The following is a 16,206-nucleotide window of genomic DNA, read 5'->3' as shown; positions in this document are numbered from 1 at the left end:
CACTTGAAGGTTTTGCCACGGGCGCAGCCCATCAACCCGATGAATGCGGTCAGCCCTCCGGGGGCGATGTAAACCGGCTGGCATCGAACGGGCCTCTGGCTGCGACCGGGGTGACATCCTCGCTCGACATCGCGACGTCAGCCTCACGATGAACCGTGCGGGGCGAGATACGAGGCATGCTCAATCCCATCGCCTCGCCGGGAGAATGCAGCGCCCATTTCATCAGCGCCGCCTCGGAGGTCGATCCGAGGAAATCTGCTTCTTCCCAGGAGGCGGTCATCGGCAGCGAGGCGATCAGGGCAGCGCCCGGCCTGCCGGTCTCCGATGCAACAAGGCGGGGATGGAAGCGGGCGTGAACAGGCAATGCCGAGGTCGGTCTCTCCGGAAGTGCGGCGATCGGGCCGATCGAGGCAGTCTTGAGTTCGTTGTCCGCGTCCGCGTCATGCGCAAGGGCAGGCGGGCGCATCGCCGGGACTGGGATGCGGAAGGGCGCTACATCCGGAGCGGCGCCTTTGTCATCCGGCTCGCCCGCGCCGGTCTGCACCGCCAGCGCATTCAATGCCCGGCTTTTCGGCGTTGGCAGAAGCGCCGTCACGAGCTTGCTGTTCGTGCCGCCGCCGCTCGGCGATGCTCCCGCATCTTCGTCTTCTCCAGCGGTGCTGGCGATCTCTATCGAGGTGGAGCTGACGCGTTTCCTGTGGTTGGCAACCGCCTGATTATATCCCGGCAGCGGCCGGCCATCGGCCGGAAGATGCATCGTCCGCCCATTTGGGAATATTCGCGCGAGTTCCTGCCGCGACATGCGGGGCCAGGCCCTGACATTGCCGACGTCGACATGCACGAAGGGCGATCCCGAGGTCGGATAATAGCCGACACCGCCGACCTGCATCTGCATGGCAACTGCACGCAGCGTCGCAAGCTTGACGCCGGGAACGTAGAAGTCCATCGCCTTGCCCAGCATGTGCTGGCTCTTCTTGGCGACACCGGTGCTGCGCGAACGGTTGCGAAGCATGTTGTTGGTGGCAGGCGAGCGATAGGCCGAAACGACGTGGATGTAATCCCTGCCGCCGCTGCGCTTATACACCTCCCAGACCAGGTCGAGCAGCCGGGGATCCATCCGGGTCGGCTCGTTCCTCCGCCAGTCGCGCAGAAACCGATTGATCTGGGCAAGGCCTTTGGGATCGAACTTTCCATCCCGCTTATAGGTAATCGTCGCCTTCTCGCCCGTATGGGTAAAGAACAGCTTCAGGGCGCGATCTTCTGCTGAGGCGAATGATGCGGAGCCGACAAGCGCGGGAAGCGCAAACAGGGCCGGCAGAATGGTCTGCGCTGCAACACGTTTTGCACGCGACAGGAGTGCGGCGATTCCGCTCCACAATTCTTCCACTTGGTACTTCAACACCAACAATCCCGTCTTACACCAAACACTCGACGACGGGCGGGAAACTCCGCATCCATCAGGCTCAGTAAAGCCAGCTTATAGTCAACAAATTGCTAACGAGCGGATGCCGAAGTTCGGTAAGTTGAGGATGCGGATGATCTGGAAAAGGCAAAAGCTGAGATCGCAGACTGGAGCAGCGGCCTAAAGTTGGCCGGAATTATCCCAATGAGCGAGGATGAAAAACAGGATGTTTCCAACGCTGGCGGCAAATAGATTGTGGAGTACAAAGGCCAAAGATTTCAGCGGCGGCTCATATCTCGAACAATCGCGATTGCGGAGGACAATTACCTTATGGGATCGTTCCTGGATTGAAGTAAGCTTCATATGGCGAATGAACCCACGTTTGCGAGCAATGTTATGCCTGAAAGTGGATATGGCAGCGATATCACCGGCGGCTTCAATATTTATTCGAAGGCATACAAAAATGATCCTTCGATTGAGAACTACATCAAACTGCGGCGGGAAAACCCGGATGCTGAAATCGAAGTCGGTGTGATTGGAGGCATTGACCAACTTTTCTTTATGGAATCGGAACTGCGCCGGTTTGCCATCGATCCGGAGCTTGTAGCTGGAGCAATGGATGCAGACCCTTCTGCAATCAGCGAGCTATCTTTGCAGTTGATGGAGAAGATGATCGAGAGACGCAAGCTGTCGAAGGGAGGCGGAACTCATTTAACTCGACGAGGACTTGCCATTCCAGACAAACTCATCGACTGGATCATCTGCTGCTCTCTCGATGCATTGAGCTGGACTGACAATCTTGAAGTACCACGAGATCTGATTGTATTGATCCGGGAACGGTTATGCGGATCTAACCCCGAGTATGAACAGGCGTCGCGGGCGCACGAGCAGAGGATGCGCGCTGCGATCATGGGCGGACAGCTCAAGGCCCGAGGAATCACTCCGACGCTGAGGATGCTGGCAGGTTTACTGAGGGTAGCTCCCAGCACTGTAAAGCGGTGGTTTGCCGAAGGCGAGTTCGAGCGTGAAACCGAGCGGTGGTCGCGTATGTTCGATGAGAACGGTGCGCTCATCCCGCTGACGGATACCAAGGTCTCGTTGCGCCAAATAGATACTGCGCAACGCTAATTTGTCCTGCATTGTCGAAATCATCAAACAAGCAGAGCAGTGAGATGGTGTCCAAAAAAAATCGAATATTTTTACGCATACCGTTGTTGGTCGAGGCGGCAGCGGAAGGGCCATTTGCGATTCTCGCGCTCTTCGGAATCGTATTGATTGTTATCCTGACGAAATCTCTTCAATGGTGGTGAGGCTAGACAAAAAGGGTCCGCCCTGAAAGATGGATGATGTTTTGTGCCAGTGACACGGGTGACCGTCTACTCTGATGGAGAAGCGGAAGACGTGAGGCCGGCGTTCGGCTGAGAACTTGCCGTTCGTCCGGCTTGTATGGCCTGCGGCAATACCAGGAAATCCAGGAGCCCGCTGCCCCGCAGGTCGTCGGCTCTCTTTTCCAGAATGTCACCAAGCAAGGTTATCAGAAATTCCGCTGTCAGATGGCCCCAGTCTGTCATGAACGGAACACCGCCGCTGCTGGTCAGGCACCCCTGCTTGTCGTAATCGCAGTGAAGCTTGATGATATCGATGTAGTTGAATGCAAGACCGGACGGGAAAAACGGCATCTGCTCTACCGGCTGGTTGGCGGCCGGATAAGATGCCAATCGCATGCAGGTAGAGGCGTCAGATTTTGTCCGAAACATCAGCCCCAGGCAGGTGTGCGATCGGTCCAGCTGGAAATAATTTCCGAAAACGAAAATTTTAGCGTCGTCTGAATGGCTTTTCATCCAGGAAAGAAGCTCAAACCTGAACGGGTTGACGGTGTATTCAAAAGGCCGGTGACTCGCGAGGAATATCGCTTTCGTTCGCCTGAGCAATGACTTGTCATTGATATATTTTTCAAAGGGAATGCAGTATTTGTCGTAAATGCTGGCGCGTGAGGGGGCCTTAACACTATCGTCCTTGATCTCCGCCATGCAGTTCAAATAGCTGAGCGCCACGACTTCATATCGGTCGGTATCAATGTAATTTTTCAGCGCGACTGACCAGTTCCTCGCGTACGAATCCCCGATGATGAAGATAACCGGCTTGCCGGCCTGAATGTTGTTGTTCAAGCCGAGAAATGTGCTTTCCAGTCGGTCCTCGTTCGTCCGCGCGATAGATGGATAGACCTGATCCAATCTGTGAGGAAAACCGGCCATAGTGATCGCCGACACAACAGCAGCCATGATGGTTGCAACGGATGTGCCGAGGGAGATCCAGAAAGCGCGGTTTCTTCTGGTGTAGCGAATGGGCTTTTCAAAGACGACGAAGCTGACGACCGCGATCACGGCGGTCGCCGCAACGGCAACGAGCTTATCGCCGTTGTCGAAATCCAGGCTTGTCAGCCGCGCGAAGGCGAAGACCGGGTAATGCCACAAATATAGGGAGTAGGAGACGATCCCGGTGAGCGCCGCGGGCCGAGAAGCCAACAGGCGCCCGACGGCATGCTTATGACTGGCGAATGCAAGCACCAGACATGTCCCAACGACGGGGATGACCGTGAACAGGCCAGGATGAACTGTGTCCTTCCTGAACAAGATGAGGGAACCAAGCACGAGCACAAGCCCGACCGCCGCGAGCAACGGCCGAGGGCGCGCGCGTCCGCGCCTCACCTCGTAATAGGCGAGAAGTGTTCCGGCCAGGAGTTCCCAGGCCCGGGTGAGCGGCGAGTAGAAGGCCTGTTGCTGATCATACCGCATCGTGAGGACACAGAATACGAAGCTTAAGGCTGCCATGAGCAACACGCACGGCAAAAATCTTGATTTCAAATACCGGCGCGTGATCAGCAATAAGAGCGGAAAGCCGATATAAAACTGCTCTTCGACGCTCAACGACCAGGTGTGAAGAAAAGGCTTGAGAAGGGTATCCGGCTCGCCGTACTGGGCCGCAGTGAAATAGAAATAGATATTCGATCCAAACAGGAGCGAGGAACCGATGGAATTCGCGTAATCCAGCAGTTCTGACGGCAATAAAAGGTAATAGGCAAACGGCATTGTCGCGAAGATGACTGCGAACAAGGCAGGCAGAATTCTCCGCGCACGCCGCGTATAGAATTTAAGGAAATCGATGCGCCCGGTTGCTTCGATTTCTGTCAGCAAAATTTGGGAAATCAGGAAGCCGCTGATCACAAAGAACACATCGACGCCGATGTATCCGCCCTGCAGCAAGGTGTGGCCGGCAACCGTGAACTCGGCGTGATAAAGAATAACCGCGGTCACCGAGATGGCCCTTAAGCCATCGATCTCTGGTCGGTAAACCTTCAATGCCAGCGCCTGCCTCCGATATCGAGAGCGTAAGGTTGTCGCGCGCAAGAGAGGCGCTTTGGGCTGCCTAACACAGAGATGTTGGAGGGAGAACAGTGTGGCCTGATAAAAAATTGGCGGGCGGGGCCGATTTCAATTTTTATTTTTTGCGCTGTTGTAAATCAGCATTGCGGAGCCTTCCATGGACGATTGGATTCCCTCTCCGACTTGAAGTAGCCAGCGCGATATTTAGAAGAAGCAATGCGCGGATCGAAGCCAATGTGGTGGCAACTTGTTTGCTTGGAGTGTAAGCAAGTATCGATGGGGGCAGATATCTTAGAGACCATCCCGCGTGGCCGCGGCGGCGAGTTCCCCCGCGCTGCCTCCCCGGGTCCAATGCATGCCTAGAACCTCCCCTCGAGACTCGTTGCCTAGCCGGGCTTAGCCCCCTGCGACATTCGCCAGCCGGGAGGTATCCACTTAAGGAGAATTGACAGCGATCCGAATTGCGACTTTGCTAAATCAACCAGACATTGCAGTCGGGCAACTATCTTGAGCAAAATCACGAAGTACAGACACGGTCGCAAGCGGAAAGCATTCGAGATTCAGGCTGGGCAATGCGGTATTTGCGAGGCCGCTATGATTTTGCCTGGATGGCATAACAAGGATCGCAAGCGCAACAGGCTCGCGACGGTTCCAAACCTGGCCACATGGGATCACATCAAGCCGGCGAGCCAGGGCGGAACTAGTCGCCTCGAAAATCTTCATCTTGTTTGTTTCGCCTGCAATCAGAAGCGTCAGACCAAACAGGCCAAGTCTACGTGGCTATCTATCAAAGCTAGGTTGATGCGAGCTTTGGCGACCTAGTGGCAGGACTTGCGCATGGGGGCGTGCGCTACTGGGCTAAGACTGGGTTAGCTTTTTGCAGCATGCGCGAGGACGAGAGAAGACCAATATCAGGACGTTGGAAATATGGCGCACCCGACAGGATTCGAACCTGTGACCTTTGGAATCGGAATCCAACACTCTATCCAGCTGAGCTACGGGTGCATGCCTGAGGCGGTTTGAATCGCCTGTCCGATGGGTGGTTCTTAGCCTAGCTTGCGGCCGGCTTCAATCGCGAAATTCTCAGAAATACCGATGCTTGCGATTTGGCGGGTATTTTTATCTGTCAGCCTCGCGAACCCCATAAAAAACTCCGCCGGCCTTGCGGGCGGCGGAGCGGGATTGTCAGGGGCAGGGCGCCTTACGGCGGTCAGATCTGCATGGCGCCGGGGCCGGGGATGGCCTTGGGCGGCACCTTGCCGAGGATGATCATGCCGAGCACTTCGTCCTTGGTCACGTCTTCGGTGCGGGCGTGGCCCACCAGCTGGCCGTTCTTCATCACCGAGACGCGGTCGGCGAGGTCGAAGACGTCGTGGATGTCGTGGCTGATGAGGAAGATGCCGATGCCTTCCTTCTTCAGCTGCTTGATCAGCTCGCCCACCTGCGCCGTTTCCTGCGGTCCGAGTGCCGCCGTCGGCTCGTCCATGATCAGGATGCGGGCGTTGAAGAGGATGGCCCGGGCGATCGCCACCGATTGCCGCTGGCCGCCCGAAAGCGCCTTCACCGGCTCCTTGAAGCGCTTGAAGTTGGGGTTGAGCCGCCCCATCACTTCGCGCGCCGAGGCCTCCATCGCCACGTCGTCGAGCGTGCCCCAGCGGGTCTTCAGCTCGCGGCCGAGATAGAGGTTGGCGGCGGCGTCGACATTATCGGCGACGGCGAGCGTCTGGTAGATCGTCTCGATCCCGTATTTCTTGGCGTCGCGCGGATTGCGGATGTCGGCCGGCTCGCCATTGATCAGGATCTCGCCGCTGTCGCGCTTGTAGGCGCCGGAGAGGATCTTGATCAGCGTCGATTTGCCGGCGCCATTGTGGCCGAGCAGGGCGACCACTTCGCCGGGGTAGAGATCGACCGAGGCATTGTCCACGGCGTGGATGCCGCCGAAGGAAATCGAGATGTTTTTCAGTTCCACGAGGGGAGTGCGGTGATCAGTCATTTTGAGGCTCCTCTCACTTGGCACGGGCGCGATAGACGGTGTCGAGCCAGACCGCGACGACGAGGACGGTGCCGACGACGACGCTCTGCAGCGGCGTGTCGACATGGGCGAGAACCATGCCGGATTGCAGTGATTGCATGACGAGCGCGCCGAGCATGGCGCCGGCGATCGTGCCGGTGCCGCCCGCCAGCGACGTTCCGCCGATGACGGCGGCGGCGATGGTGTAGAGCTCGTCGAGCGTGCCCTGCGAGTTGGTGGCGGCGTTGAGGCGGGCGGTGGAAATCGCCGCGGCGATAGCGGCCAAAACACCCATCAGCGCGAAGATGCGCACCGTCACCCAGCGGGTCTTGATGCCGGCGAGTTCGGCCGCCTCCGGGTTGCCGCCGATCGCGAAGACATAGCGGCCGAAGCGCAGCCTTGTGGCGATGAAGGTCATGATGATGCCGACGACGATGGCGATCAGCACCGGCACGGCGATGCCGTAGGGGATATCCAGGCCGGTCTCGGGCCAGGGAATATTGTTGGTCTCGGCATATTTCTTGGCGATGTTGATCGGCCAGTAATAGCTGTTGGCGATCGAGACGGCGCCGAGGATCAGCACGCAGCTCAGCGTCGCGAGGAAATACTCGGCCCAGATCGGCCGGCGTGGGAAGCCGAAGCGGCGGCGCTGCCGGCGCGAGCCGACGATGCTGGCGATGACGAAGAGGCAGGCAACGATGCCGACGATCCAGCTCCAGGTGGCGCCGATCGAGCCCTCGGCGCCGCCGCCCATGATGCGGAAGGTCTGGTCCATCGGGGCAACCGTCTGGCCGCTGGTGACGAGCCAGGTCGCGCCACGCCAGACCAGCAGGCCGCCGAGGGTGACGATGAAGGAGGGCACGTTGAGGAAGGCGATGATCATGCCCTGGAAGGTGCCGATCAGGCCGCCGGCAATCAGGCCGACCAGCAGCGTGATCACCCAGGTGAAGGGGCTGTCGAAGCCGATATACTCAGGCAGGATCTTGGCCTGGGTGACGCCCATGATCATGCCGCAGAGGCCGAGCACGGATCCGACAGACAGGTCGATGTTGCGGGTGACGATGATCAGCACCATGCCCGTCGTCATGATCGCGATGTCGGTCGTCTGGACCGAGAGGTTCCAGAGGTTGCGCGGGGTCAGAAACAGGCCGCCGGTGATGATGTGGAAACCGATCCAGATGATGACGAGCGCGCCGATCATGCCGAGCAGGCGTGTGTCGATTTCGGTCGCGCGGAAGAAGCGGGTCACCGGATTGGCTTCCGCCGTTCGCGGTCCGCTTGATGTGGTGGATTTTACCATTTCGGCCATGGGTTTGCCGTTCCCCCATTGTGTTTGGACGGCTGCGCCAGCGTGCCCGAGTTGTGGGCGGCGTCATCGTCTGTTCTTCAACTGCCCATCGTGATGCTTCCGGAAACCGGTCGCCTGGCGTCGCGACACCCTTCCGGCAGGGAATGCAAATCCGCGATGGTGCGGCGGGGCGGAGGAACTGCATCCTTGGAGTTCGCATCCGCATCCGGCGCCGCAGCGGTCTCTCCGCTGCGGCGTCGGCATTTCGTTCGAAGCTTGCTTACTTGCAGGCGGCGACCGTGCCGGCCTTGACGCCCTGGCAGGCTTCAGCCTTGGAGATCCAGCCGGCGTCGATGACGACGTTCAGATTGTCCTTGGTGATGGCAAGCGGCTTCAGGAAGACCGACTGCATTTCCACGCCCTTCGGGCCGCCCTTGAAGGCCTGGGCGCCTTCGATCTTGCTCATGTCCGTGCCGCCAGCAAGCTCGAGAGCGATTTCGGCGGCGCGCTTGCCGAGTTCGCGGCTGTCCTTCCAGACGGAAACCGTCTGCGTGCCGAGAGCGATGCGGTTCAGCGCCGCCTTGTCGCCGTCCTGGCCGGAAACCGGAACGGAGCCGGCGAGGCCCTGGGCGTCGAGCGCTGCAATTGCGCCGCCGGCCGTGCCATCGTTGGAGGCGACAACGGCGTCAACCTTGTTGTTGTTGGCGGTCAGGAACTGCTCCATGTTGCGCTGGGCGTTCTCCGGCAGCCAGCCGTCGGTATAGGCCTCGCCGACATTCTTGATCTTGCCGGCGTCGATCGCGGCCTTCAGCACTTCCTGCTGGCCCGAGAACAGGAAGTCGGCGTTCGGGTCGGAGGACGAGCCCTTGATGAAGACGTAGTTGCCTTCCGGCTTCGCCTTGAAGACGCCTTCGGCCTGCAGGCGGCCGACTTCCTTGTTGTCGAAGGTGATGTAGAAGGCGGCCGGATTTTCGATCAGGCGGTCATAGCCGACAACCGGGATGCCTTCGGCGGCGGCCTTTTCGATGGCCGGAGCGATAGCGTCGGAATCCTGGGCGAGAATGATCAGCGCGTTGGCGCCCTGCGAAATCAGCGATTCGACGTCGGTCAGCTGCTTTGCGGCTGAAGACTGCGCGTCAGCGGAAATATACTTGGCGCCCTTGGCTTCGAGAGCCTTCTTGATGGCGGCTTCGTCGGTCTTCCAGCGCTCTTCCTGGAAATTCGACCAGGAAACGCCGACGACGAGATCGGCAGCCATGGCGGCGGTGTGCACGGAAACGAGAATGGCAGCGCCCGCCATTAATTTCAAAATAGACTTCATAATGTCCTCCCGAGTGAGTTGCGACCGGCCCAGCCCATGCTTCCTCCGGCCACCGCGATACGCCTGTCGAGGAAAGTTCGGATTATTTTCTCGACAGTCGAGAAATTTGATGTCAGAGATTTTTTCAGCTGTCAACACTGGACTTTCGGCCTCAGCCCCTTGCGCGGCGGCGGCCGGAGATGCAGTGGAAACCGGGGGCGGAGTAAGTAGCATGATGCCGAAAAGTGTGAGCGGTTTTCGGATGACATCATGCTCTAAACTATTGAATTAGATCAGGAGGAGAGGGCGGCATTCATGCTGACCAAGTCGAGCACGGAACTGGTCCGGCAGAGAAACAGCGTGCTCGTGCTCTCCGTGCTGCGCCGCCACGGCGCGCTCGCCCATACCGAAATTTCCGATTTCACCGGCCTTTCCTCGGCCACCATCTCGGCGATCACGGCCGATCTGGAACGCGCCCAGATCATCGAAAAATCCGAGCAGCAGGCGGCAAGCGGCCGCGGCCGGCCGCGCGTGCTGCTCCGGCAACGGCGCGATTGTGGCTATCTCATCGTCGTCATCATCTCCTCGGATGCCGTGCAATATTCGCTGGTCGATTATGCCGGCAAGCTGATCGACCGCTTCAGCGAGGAGCGCTCGCATGATCCCTCAGGCGCTGCCCGCTTCATGGAAGGCGTGCGCGCCGGCCTTTCGCGCATTCTCGATCGCTCCCGCATTACCCAGGAAAAAGTCCTGCTGATCTCGATCAGCAGCAAGGGCCTGGTCGCTTCCACCGAGCCGGTGCTCGTCTGGTCGCCGATCTTCGGCAGCGACCAGATCGATTTCGAATCGGCGCTGCGGCCGGATTGGCAGGCCAAGGTCATCCTCGACAACGAGACACTGCTGGTCGCCGCCGCACTTGGCGCGCGCGAGGAGATCGTCAAGGGCGCCGATTTCCGCTCGCTCGCGGCGCTCTCGCTCGGCCACAGCATCGGCCTCGGCATCGTCCGGCGGGGAGGGCAGACGGGCCAAGAGGTCTCGGCGCCGAATTTCGGCCATATGCTGCACATGGCGGGTGGCGGCCTCTGTCGCTGCGGCACGCGCGGCTGCATCGAGGCCTATGCCGGCTTCTACGCCATCCTGCGCAGCGCCTTCGAAGTGCCGCTCGATACGATCCCCGCCAAATTCGTGCCCGTCGCCGAACTCGACAAGATCGCCGCAAAGGCCCGCCAGGGCCACCGCACCTCCGCCTTCGCCTTCCGCCAGGCGGGGCTCGCCCTCGGCAACGGCCTGTCGCGCATGCTCAGCCTCACCGAACGCATGCCCATCGCCATCACCGGCCCCGGCACCCGCTATTACGACCTGCTGCGCCAGGGTATCGAAGAGGGCCTCGGCCAGTCGCACATCGTGCGCATGGAAGGCATGCCGGAAATCCGCATTGTCGCCGAAGAGCCCATCCTCGTCTTCGAAGGCCACCTCAACCGGGCACTGTCAGTGATCGACCAGGATATTGTAGTCTCGGGTGTTCAAGGCGGGGAGTAGCGCAAAACCCCTCCCCAACCCCTCCCCACAAGGGGGAGGGGCTACCGTGTCGCACCCGCCGCACTTTACGTCCCTTGCCACGGTACGAAGCTGCGTTGCTTTGGGCCGAGGGGCTGCCGCTGATAAGCCCCTCCCCCTTGTGGGGAGGGGTTGGGGAGGGGTCTTTCAAAAGGGTCCAAACAACTGCACAACTGCCCGGCTCGACCGGCTGCGGCCGTGGATTCCAGGCTCAAGGCCTGGAATGACGGAGGTTGTGGCGGGCTACTGCCAAACGAGCCGTCGGCGGTTCGGACGGCGAGTCGTGCTTTCGGTGCCCGTTTTAGCGCCGCCTTCGACTCTGCGCCGCGACGCCCATCCGCTGCGCCTGACGCCGAATTTGGCGCAAACTTAACTCCCACCCTCCGTGGATTCCAGGCCTTGAGCCTGGAATCCACGGCGCCGCCCTCCGCTTGCCCGGCTTTGAGCCGAGCATTTACACCGCATCCTCCAGCGACAATTGGCAGGTCGCATCTCCTCTTGCTCCAACAAGTAACACTTCATCCGGTGTGCCGACGGCAAATTTGGCGCGACCGCAACCCTCACCCTCCGTCATTCCAGGCCTTGAGCCTGGAATCCATGGCTGCACCCTCCGCCCCGTTCGGCTTCGAGCCGAGCATCCACACCGCCGTCGCTACCATCAAACGCAAAACGGCCGGGCATATGCCCGGCCATCTCATGCATGACTGGCGGTCGGGAGAGGGCCGTCAGCCAACCTTGATGAGCTTGCCTTCCTTGACCGATTGCACCGCAGCATCGGCGAGTGCCAGCGCTGCAAGACCATCGGCGCCGGAGGGCGAAATCTTCGTGCCCTTCTCGATCGCGGCGATGAAGGCGGCGATTTCGTTGGCGTAGGCTTCGGTGTAGCGGGTCATGAAGAAATCATGCAGCGGCGGGCGGGTGTAGCCGTCGCCGTTGGCGACTTCGATCGAAACCGGGCGCTGGTTTTCGGCGGCCGCCATGCCCTTGGCGCCATGCACTTCGATGCGCTGGTCGTAGCCATAGGTGGCGCGGCGGGAATTGGAGATGACGGCCTGCTTGCCGGAGGCGGTCTGCAGGATCACCGAGACGCTGTCATAGTCGCCGGCATCGCCGATCGCCCTGTCGACCAGCACGGCGGCGGTCGCCAGCACCGAGACCGGCTCTTCGCCGAGCAGGAAGCGGGCCATGTCGAAATCGTGGATCGTCATGTCGCGGAAGATGCCGCCCGAGCGCTTGATATAGTCGACCGGCGGGGCGCCGGGATCGCGCGAGGTGATCGTCACCATCTCGACATCGCCGATCTTGCCGTCGTCGATGACCTTGCGAACCGCCATGAAATGCGGGTCGAAGCGGCGGTTGAAGCCGACCATCAGCTTGGCGCCGGTCTCTTCCACCACCTTGATGCAGGCCTTGACGCGGGCGACATCGAGATCGATCGGCTTTTCGCAGAAGATCGCCTTGCCGGCGCGGGCGAAACGCTCGATCAGGTCGGCATGGGTGTCCGTCGGTGTGCAGATGACGACTGCGTCGATATCTTTAGCGGCCTCGATCGCCTCGATGGTGCGGACCTCGCAGCCATAGGCCGAAGCGATGGCTTCGGCGGCCTGCGGAAAGGCGTCCGCCACCGCAACCAGCGTCGCATTGGCGTCGCCGCTGACGGCCTTGGCGTGAACCTTGCCGATGCGGCCGGCGCCGAGAAGACCGAATCTCACTGTCATTTCAACCTCCCTTGAATTCGGAACAAATAAACCGAATTACCGAAAAACTGGAATTTTCATTCCATCTTCTCTGCGTCGCGTCAAGCCCGCGGCTCTTTCACATTTGCAAGATTCGAACTAAAGACAAGCGCGGCACAGGCCGTGGGCCGTGCGAGGCATGCCGGGGGCATGCGTGACATATCCGACCGCGGGGCACAGATGCAACTGATCGATCCGAACCATCCTGCATACCGGCGCCTCTGGGTGCGGATTGCCATCGTTGCCGTCTGCTTCGGCTGGGCCACGGTCGAGATCATCGGCGGCGATCCCTTCTGGGCCGTCATCTCGGCCGGGGCGGGTGCCTATGCCTATTATATGCTGTTCTGGAGCTTCAATCCGCAGCCCGAGGTCGCCGAGCCTGCAGCCGTGGCTGACGCTGATGACGACGAAGAGCCCGCGGCGCCAGCCGCGGAAAAGCCGTCGAAGGACGGGCAGGTAGACTAAGATTGGTCAGCGACCGACTCGCCGCAGCGCCTCGTCGATCAGGAGATTGGCCAGCATCATCCGCTTCGTCGCATTGTCGCGAAAGGGCAGGGCGACGCCGTCGGGGTGATTGGCCCGGGCGAAGGCGCGGCGCTTTTCACTGAGCGTCAGCGGCGTATCGGCCGCCGAGATCGCCAGTTCGGCGGCAACCTCCTGCAGCGTCGTGCGGGTCAGATGCTCCGGCATGACGGGCTCGGGGTCCGGCACAGGCTCCGGTTTCTCCGTGAGTCCGGCGGCGTCGAGATCGAGATTGTCGAAATAAGCCTCCCCGACCCGTTGCGAAGCGACGGAGACACCCTGCATCACATCGAAGGCAAGCCCGGTGCCGAGGCCGGAGACGCGATGGGCGGCTGGCGATCCGGCCTCATCTTCGGCCGTCTCGTCCTCTGCCTTCAGCCGCTCGAGAACTGATTGAAATATCGACTGTCCGAACAGCATCCCGCTTCCTCAAGAGCATTTCCGTCTTCGAGCGACGGACGTGTTCTAATTTTTTCACGCAATTTCCGGAGGCAAAAACCGCTGGGCACTTTTCCGGAATTCTTCCGACGCGCATTAAAGGTGCAGAAGATGGCGCAGGGCTTGCGGGCTTATCCCGCCTGCTTCCGGCTTTCCTCGAGGATGATGTCGTAGAGCAGCCTTGCGCTCGGCGGCAGCGCCCGTTCGCTTGCCGCGATCAGGCTGTATGGCTTGACGTTGATGTCGAAATCGATCGGCAGCACACGCACGTCGGAGGCCTTGGCGCCCTGGCTCGCCAGGAAGTGGGCAACGTCGACGGCGACGGGGGCGATCGCGTCAGTCTCGCAGACGATGGCGCAGGTGAGCAAGAGCGAGGAGGTGTTGACGATATTTTCAGGCAGCGCCACGCCTTGCGACAGGAAGAAATCCTCGATCGTACGGCGCAGCAGCGTGCCCGGCGGCTGGAATACCCAGTCGTAACCCCTGACGTCGGCAAGGCTGCTCACCTTGTGCTTTAAGAGCGGATGGCTCTTGCGCACGATCAGGCAGGCCCGCTCGATGCCGATCTCCGTCACCTCGAACAAGCGCGGGTTGAGGTCGTCGGGGATGCGGCCGATGATGAAGTCGTGGCGGGCGGCGAGCAGCTCGCGGGCGAGCACGTTGCTGGTTTCCACCTGGATGTTGATCTCGATGCCGGGATAGGCCTTACGCACCCTGTTGATCGCCGGCACCACCAGGCTCATGGCCGGCGCCGTTACCGCGCCGATAAAGACCGAACCGCCCTTGCCGCTTTTCAATTCGCCGATCTCGCGGCTCGCCTCGCGCAGCTCCAGCAGGATCTTTCTTGCTCGCCTGGCAAGGGCCGCGCCGAAGGTCGTCAACACCACGCCGCGGGCCACGCGCTCGTAAAGCTGCGTCTTGGTGATCGCCTCCATTTCGGACAGCATGCGCGATGCGGCGGGCTGCGAAATGTTGAGGACTTCCGCAGCTGCGGAAATCTGTCCGCTATCTTCGATTGCGACGATCATGCGCAGGTGATTCAGCTTAAGTCCTGCCCGTAAAAGGCCGTCATCACCGAAATTGTCGCTGTGGATATCGACGTGATCCATGGAAATGGGCTCTGAAACGATCGTCATGGTTGCAGCCTCCCCACTGCGCTCCATCAAAAGTAATACTTTTTAACGATATACCAAAATTGTTATGCACATTACCACTTATTCTATTTGACAGTTATAGGAATCCATACCAGTTTGCCGCCGTGTGCTGGTTGGCACTCAACACGTGTGAGATCGTGGAGGAGACCTACTTCGTTTCTCACCATCTGAAGTAACTATCCAATACGGAACCTGCCACAGTTTCGGGCGGGCGATTTTTCGTCCGCTGATCTATTAACAAGGGAGAGAGAAATGAAATCCATTATCTCATTGATGGCTGCGGCTGCCTTCGGCGTCGCTTCGTTCGTTATGCCTGCCATGGCGCAGGACAAGGGGCTCGTGGGCATCGCAATGCCGACGAAGTCCTCCGCTCGCTGGATCGACGACGGCAACAACATCGTCAAGCAGCTCGAGGCCGCCGGCTACAAGACCGACCTGCAGTATGCTGACGACGATATTCCGAACCAGCTGTCGCAGATCGAAAACATGGTCACCAAGGGTGCCAAGGTTCTCGTCATCGCTTCGATCGATGGTACGACGCTTTCCGACGTTCTCCAGAAGGCTCACGATGCCGGCATCAAGGTCATCGCTTACGACCGCCTGATCCGCGACTCGGCCAACGTCGATTACTACGCCACCTTCGACAACTTCCAGGTCGGCGTTCTGCAGGCAACCTCCATCGTTGACGCCCTCGGCCTCAAGGATGGCAAGGGCCCGTTCAACATCGAACTCTTCGGCGGTTCGCCTGATGATAACAACGCCTTCTTCTTCTATGATGGCGCAATGTCGGTCCTGCAGCCCTACATCGACTCCGGCAAGCTCGTCGTGAAGTCCGGCCAGACCGGCATGGACAAGGTCGGCACCCTGCGTTGGGATGCGGCAACCGCTCAGGCCCGCATGGACAACCTGCTCTCGGCCAACTACACCGACGCCAAGGTCGATGCCGTCCTGTCTCCCTATGACGGTCTCTCGATCGGTATCATCTCCTCGCTGAAGGGCGTCGGCTACGGTTCGGCTGACCAGCCGCTCCCGATCGTTTCCGGTCAGGACGCCGAAGTCCCGTCGGTCAAGTCGATCATCGCTGGCGAACAGCACTCGACGGTCTTCAAGGACACCCGCGAACTCGCCAAGGTCACTGTTGCCATGGTCGATGCCGTCATGTCCGGCAAGGAGCCCGAGGTCAACGACACGAAGACCTACGACAACGGCGTCAAGGTCGTTCCGTCCTATCTGCTGAAGCCGGTTTCGGTCGACAAGACCAACTACAAGCAGATCCTGGTCGACGGCGGTTACTACACCGAAGACAAGCTGAAGTAAGTTAAACACGAGGCCGGAGCCCGCGTGCTTGCGGGTTCCGGCCTTCGATTTTATGATCGCCAAGCCGCTCGGCGGCTCAAGGCGCTGGAACTTTGACT

Annotated in this window: 13 protein-coding genes and 1 tRNA gene; 5 read left to right on the top strand and 9 right to left on the bottom strand. The window is 60.0% G+C overall.

Going from position 1 to position 16,206, the window contains the following annotated elements; genetic code table 11:
* Positions 1-49: 49 nt before the first annotated feature.
* Positions 50-1,402, bottom strand: a complete 1,353-nt coding sequence (locus tag EFR00_RS21080) for a peptidoglycan L,D-endopeptidase MepK (RefSeq protein ID WP_077990039.1) — start codon at positions 1,400-1,402, stop codon at positions 50-52.
* A gap of 363 nt (positions 1,403-1,765) precedes the next feature.
* On the opposite strand from EFR00_RS21080, the gene EFR00_RS21075 reads away from it, so the two are divergent.
* The gene (locus EFR00_RS21075; protein ID WP_077989936.1) at positions 1,766-2,530 is read left to right on the top strand and encodes a hypothetical protein; all 765 of its coding nucleotides are present in this window, start codon (positions 1,766-1,768) and stop codon (positions 2,528-2,530) included.
* A 248-nt stretch (positions 2,531-2,778) separates the two neighbouring features.
* On the opposite strand, the gene EFR00_RS21070 is transcribed toward EFR00_RS21075, so the two are convergent.
* Positions 2,779-4,761 carry an acyltransferase family protein gene (locus EFR00_RS21070; RefSeq protein ID WP_077989937.1) on the bottom strand — a complete coding sequence of 661 codons (1,983 nt, stop codon included), beginning with the start codon at positions 4,759-4,761 and terminating at the stop codon, positions 2,779-2,781.
* A 618-nt stretch (positions 4,762-5,379) separates the two neighbouring features.
* Here EFR00_RS21070 and EFR00_RS34250 point away from each other — a divergent pair.
* Complete coding sequence (locus tag EFR00_RS34250; protein ID WP_225881417.1) at positions 5,380-5,607, top strand: HNH endonuclease; 228 nt, start codon at positions 5,380-5,382, stop codon at positions 5,605-5,607.
* 106 nt (positions 5,608-5,713) lie between these two features.
* Here the strand turns inward: EFR00_RS34250 and EFR00_RS21060 are convergent.
* The 4 genes from EFR00_RS21060 to xylF form a co-directional block, all read right to left on the bottom strand.
* Positions 5,714-5,790, bottom strand: a tRNA-Arg gene (locus EFR00_RS21060).
* Positions 5,791-5,995: 205 nt separating this feature from the next.
* Complete coding sequence (locus tag EFR00_RS21055) at positions 5,996-6,778, bottom strand: ATP-binding cassette domain-containing protein (RefSeq protein ID WP_038690657.1); 783 nt, start codon at positions 6,776-6,778, stop codon at positions 5,996-5,998.
* Between the two features lie 13 nt (positions 6,779-6,791).
* A complete protein-coding gene (locus EFR00_RS21050; protein WP_039621458.1) occupies positions 6,792-8,105 on the bottom strand; it encodes a sugar ABC transporter permease in 1,314 nt (437 codons plus the stop codon).
* 259 nt (positions 8,106-8,364) lie between these two features.
* Complete coding sequence (xylF, locus tag EFR00_RS21045) at positions 8,365-9,405, bottom strand: D-xylose ABC transporter substrate-binding protein (RefSeq protein ID WP_077989939.1); 1,041 nt, start codon at positions 9,403-9,405, stop codon at positions 8,365-8,367.
* A gap of 294 nt (positions 9,406-9,699) precedes the next feature.
* Between xylF and EFR00_RS21040 the strand changes: the two genes are divergently transcribed.
* Complete coding sequence (locus EFR00_RS21040; RefSeq protein WP_077989940.1) at positions 9,700-10,923, top strand: ROK family transcriptional regulator; 1,224 nt, start codon at positions 9,700-9,702, stop codon at positions 10,921-10,923.
* Positions 10,924-11,666: 743 nt separating this feature from the next.
* Here EFR00_RS21040 and iolG read toward each other — a convergent pair.
* Positions 11,667-12,659: an inositol 2-dehydrogenase gene (gene iolG / locus EFR00_RS21035; RefSeq protein WP_077989941.1), complete on the bottom strand. Its 993-nt coding sequence runs from the start codon at positions 12,657-12,659 to the stop codon at positions 11,667-11,669.
* Positions 12,660-12,857: 198 nt separating this feature from the next.
* Here iolG and EFR00_RS21030 point away from each other — a divergent pair, with 198 nt between their 5' ends.
* Positions 12,858-13,142, top strand: coding sequence for a hypothetical protein (locus tag EFR00_RS21030; RefSeq protein ID WP_077990040.1), 285 nt, complete (start codon positions 12,858-12,860; stop codon positions 13,140-13,142).
* Positions 13,143-13,148: 6 nt separating this feature from the next.
* Here the strand turns inward: EFR00_RS21030 and EFR00_RS21025 are convergent, their stop codons facing one another.
* Together EFR00_RS21025 and EFR00_RS21020 are read right to left on the bottom strand one after the other, a co-directional pair.
* Positions 13,149-13,619 (bottom strand): hypothetical protein, encoded by a 471-nt coding sequence (locus tag EFR00_RS21025; RefSeq protein ID WP_077989942.1) that lies wholly within the window; start codon positions 13,617-13,619, stop codon positions 13,149-13,151.
* 149 nt (positions 13,620-13,768) lie between these two features.
* Complete coding sequence (locus tag EFR00_RS21020) at positions 13,769-14,773, bottom strand: LysR family transcriptional regulator (RefSeq protein ID WP_039621449.1); 1,005 nt, start codon at positions 14,771-14,773, stop codon at positions 13,769-13,771.
* 270 nt (positions 14,774-15,043) lie between these two features.
* Between EFR00_RS21020 and chvE the strand changes: the two genes are divergently transcribed.
* A complete protein-coding gene (gene chvE, locus EFR00_RS21015; RefSeq protein ID WP_009994172.1) occupies positions 15,044-16,108 on the top strand; it encodes a multiple monosaccharide ABC transporter substrate-binding protein in 1,065 nt (354 codons plus the stop codon).
* Positions 16,109-16,206 lie beyond the last annotated feature (98 nt).

Origin of the sequence: Rhizobium sophoriradicis (assembly GCF_003939025.1) — a bacterium.
Classification (GTDB): domain Bacteria; phylum Pseudomonadota; class Alphaproteobacteria; order Rhizobiales; family Rhizobiaceae; genus Rhizobium; species Rhizobium sophoriradicis.
The sequence above is the reverse complement of the archived record's forward strand: the minus strand, read 5'-3'. Positions and strand labels throughout refer to the sequence as shown.

Excerpts from the sequence above, each read along its gene's own strand:
- EFR00_RS21075 (WP_077989936.1), top strand. The coding sequence starts at position 1,766 with ATGGCGAATGAACCCACGTTTGCGAGCAATGTTATGCCTGAAAGTGGA.
- EFR00_RS34250 (WP_225881417.1), top strand. The coding sequence starts at position 5,380 with ATGATTTTGCCTGGATGGCATAACAAGGATCGCAAGCGCAACAGGCTC.
- EFR00_RS21055 (WP_038690657.1), bottom strand. The coding sequence starts at position 6,778 with ATGACTGATCACCGCACTCCCCTCGTGGAACTGAAAAACATCTCGATT.
- EFR00_RS21050 (WP_039621458.1), bottom strand. The coding sequence starts at position 8,105 with ATGGCCGAAATGGTAAAATCCACCACATCAAGCGGACCGCGAACGGCG.
- xylF (WP_077989939.1), bottom strand. The coding sequence starts at position 9,405 with ATGAAGTCTATTTTGAAATTAATGGCGGGCGCTGCCATTCTCGTTTCC.
- EFR00_RS21040 (WP_077989940.1), top strand. The coding sequence starts at position 9,700 with ATGCTGACCAAGTCGAGCACGGAACTGGTCCGGCAGAGAAACAGCGTG.
- iolG (WP_077989941.1), bottom strand. The coding sequence starts at position 12,659 with ATGACAGTGAGATTCGGTCTTCTCGGCGCCGGCCGCATCGGCAAGGTT.
- EFR00_RS21030 (WP_077990040.1), top strand. The coding sequence starts at position 12,858 with ATGCAACTGATCGATCCGAACCATCCTGCATACCGGCGCCTCTGGGTG.
- EFR00_RS21025 (WP_077989942.1), bottom strand. The coding sequence starts at position 13,619 with ATGCTGTTCGGACAGTCGATATTTCAATCAGTTCTCGAGCGGCTGAAG.
- EFR00_RS21020 (WP_039621449.1), bottom strand. The coding sequence starts at position 14,773 with ATGACGATCGTTTCAGAGCCCATTTCCATGGATCACGTCGATATCCAC.
- chvE (WP_009994172.1), top strand. The coding sequence starts at position 15,044 with ATGAAATCCATTATCTCATTGATGGCTGCGGCTGCCTTCGGCGTCGCT.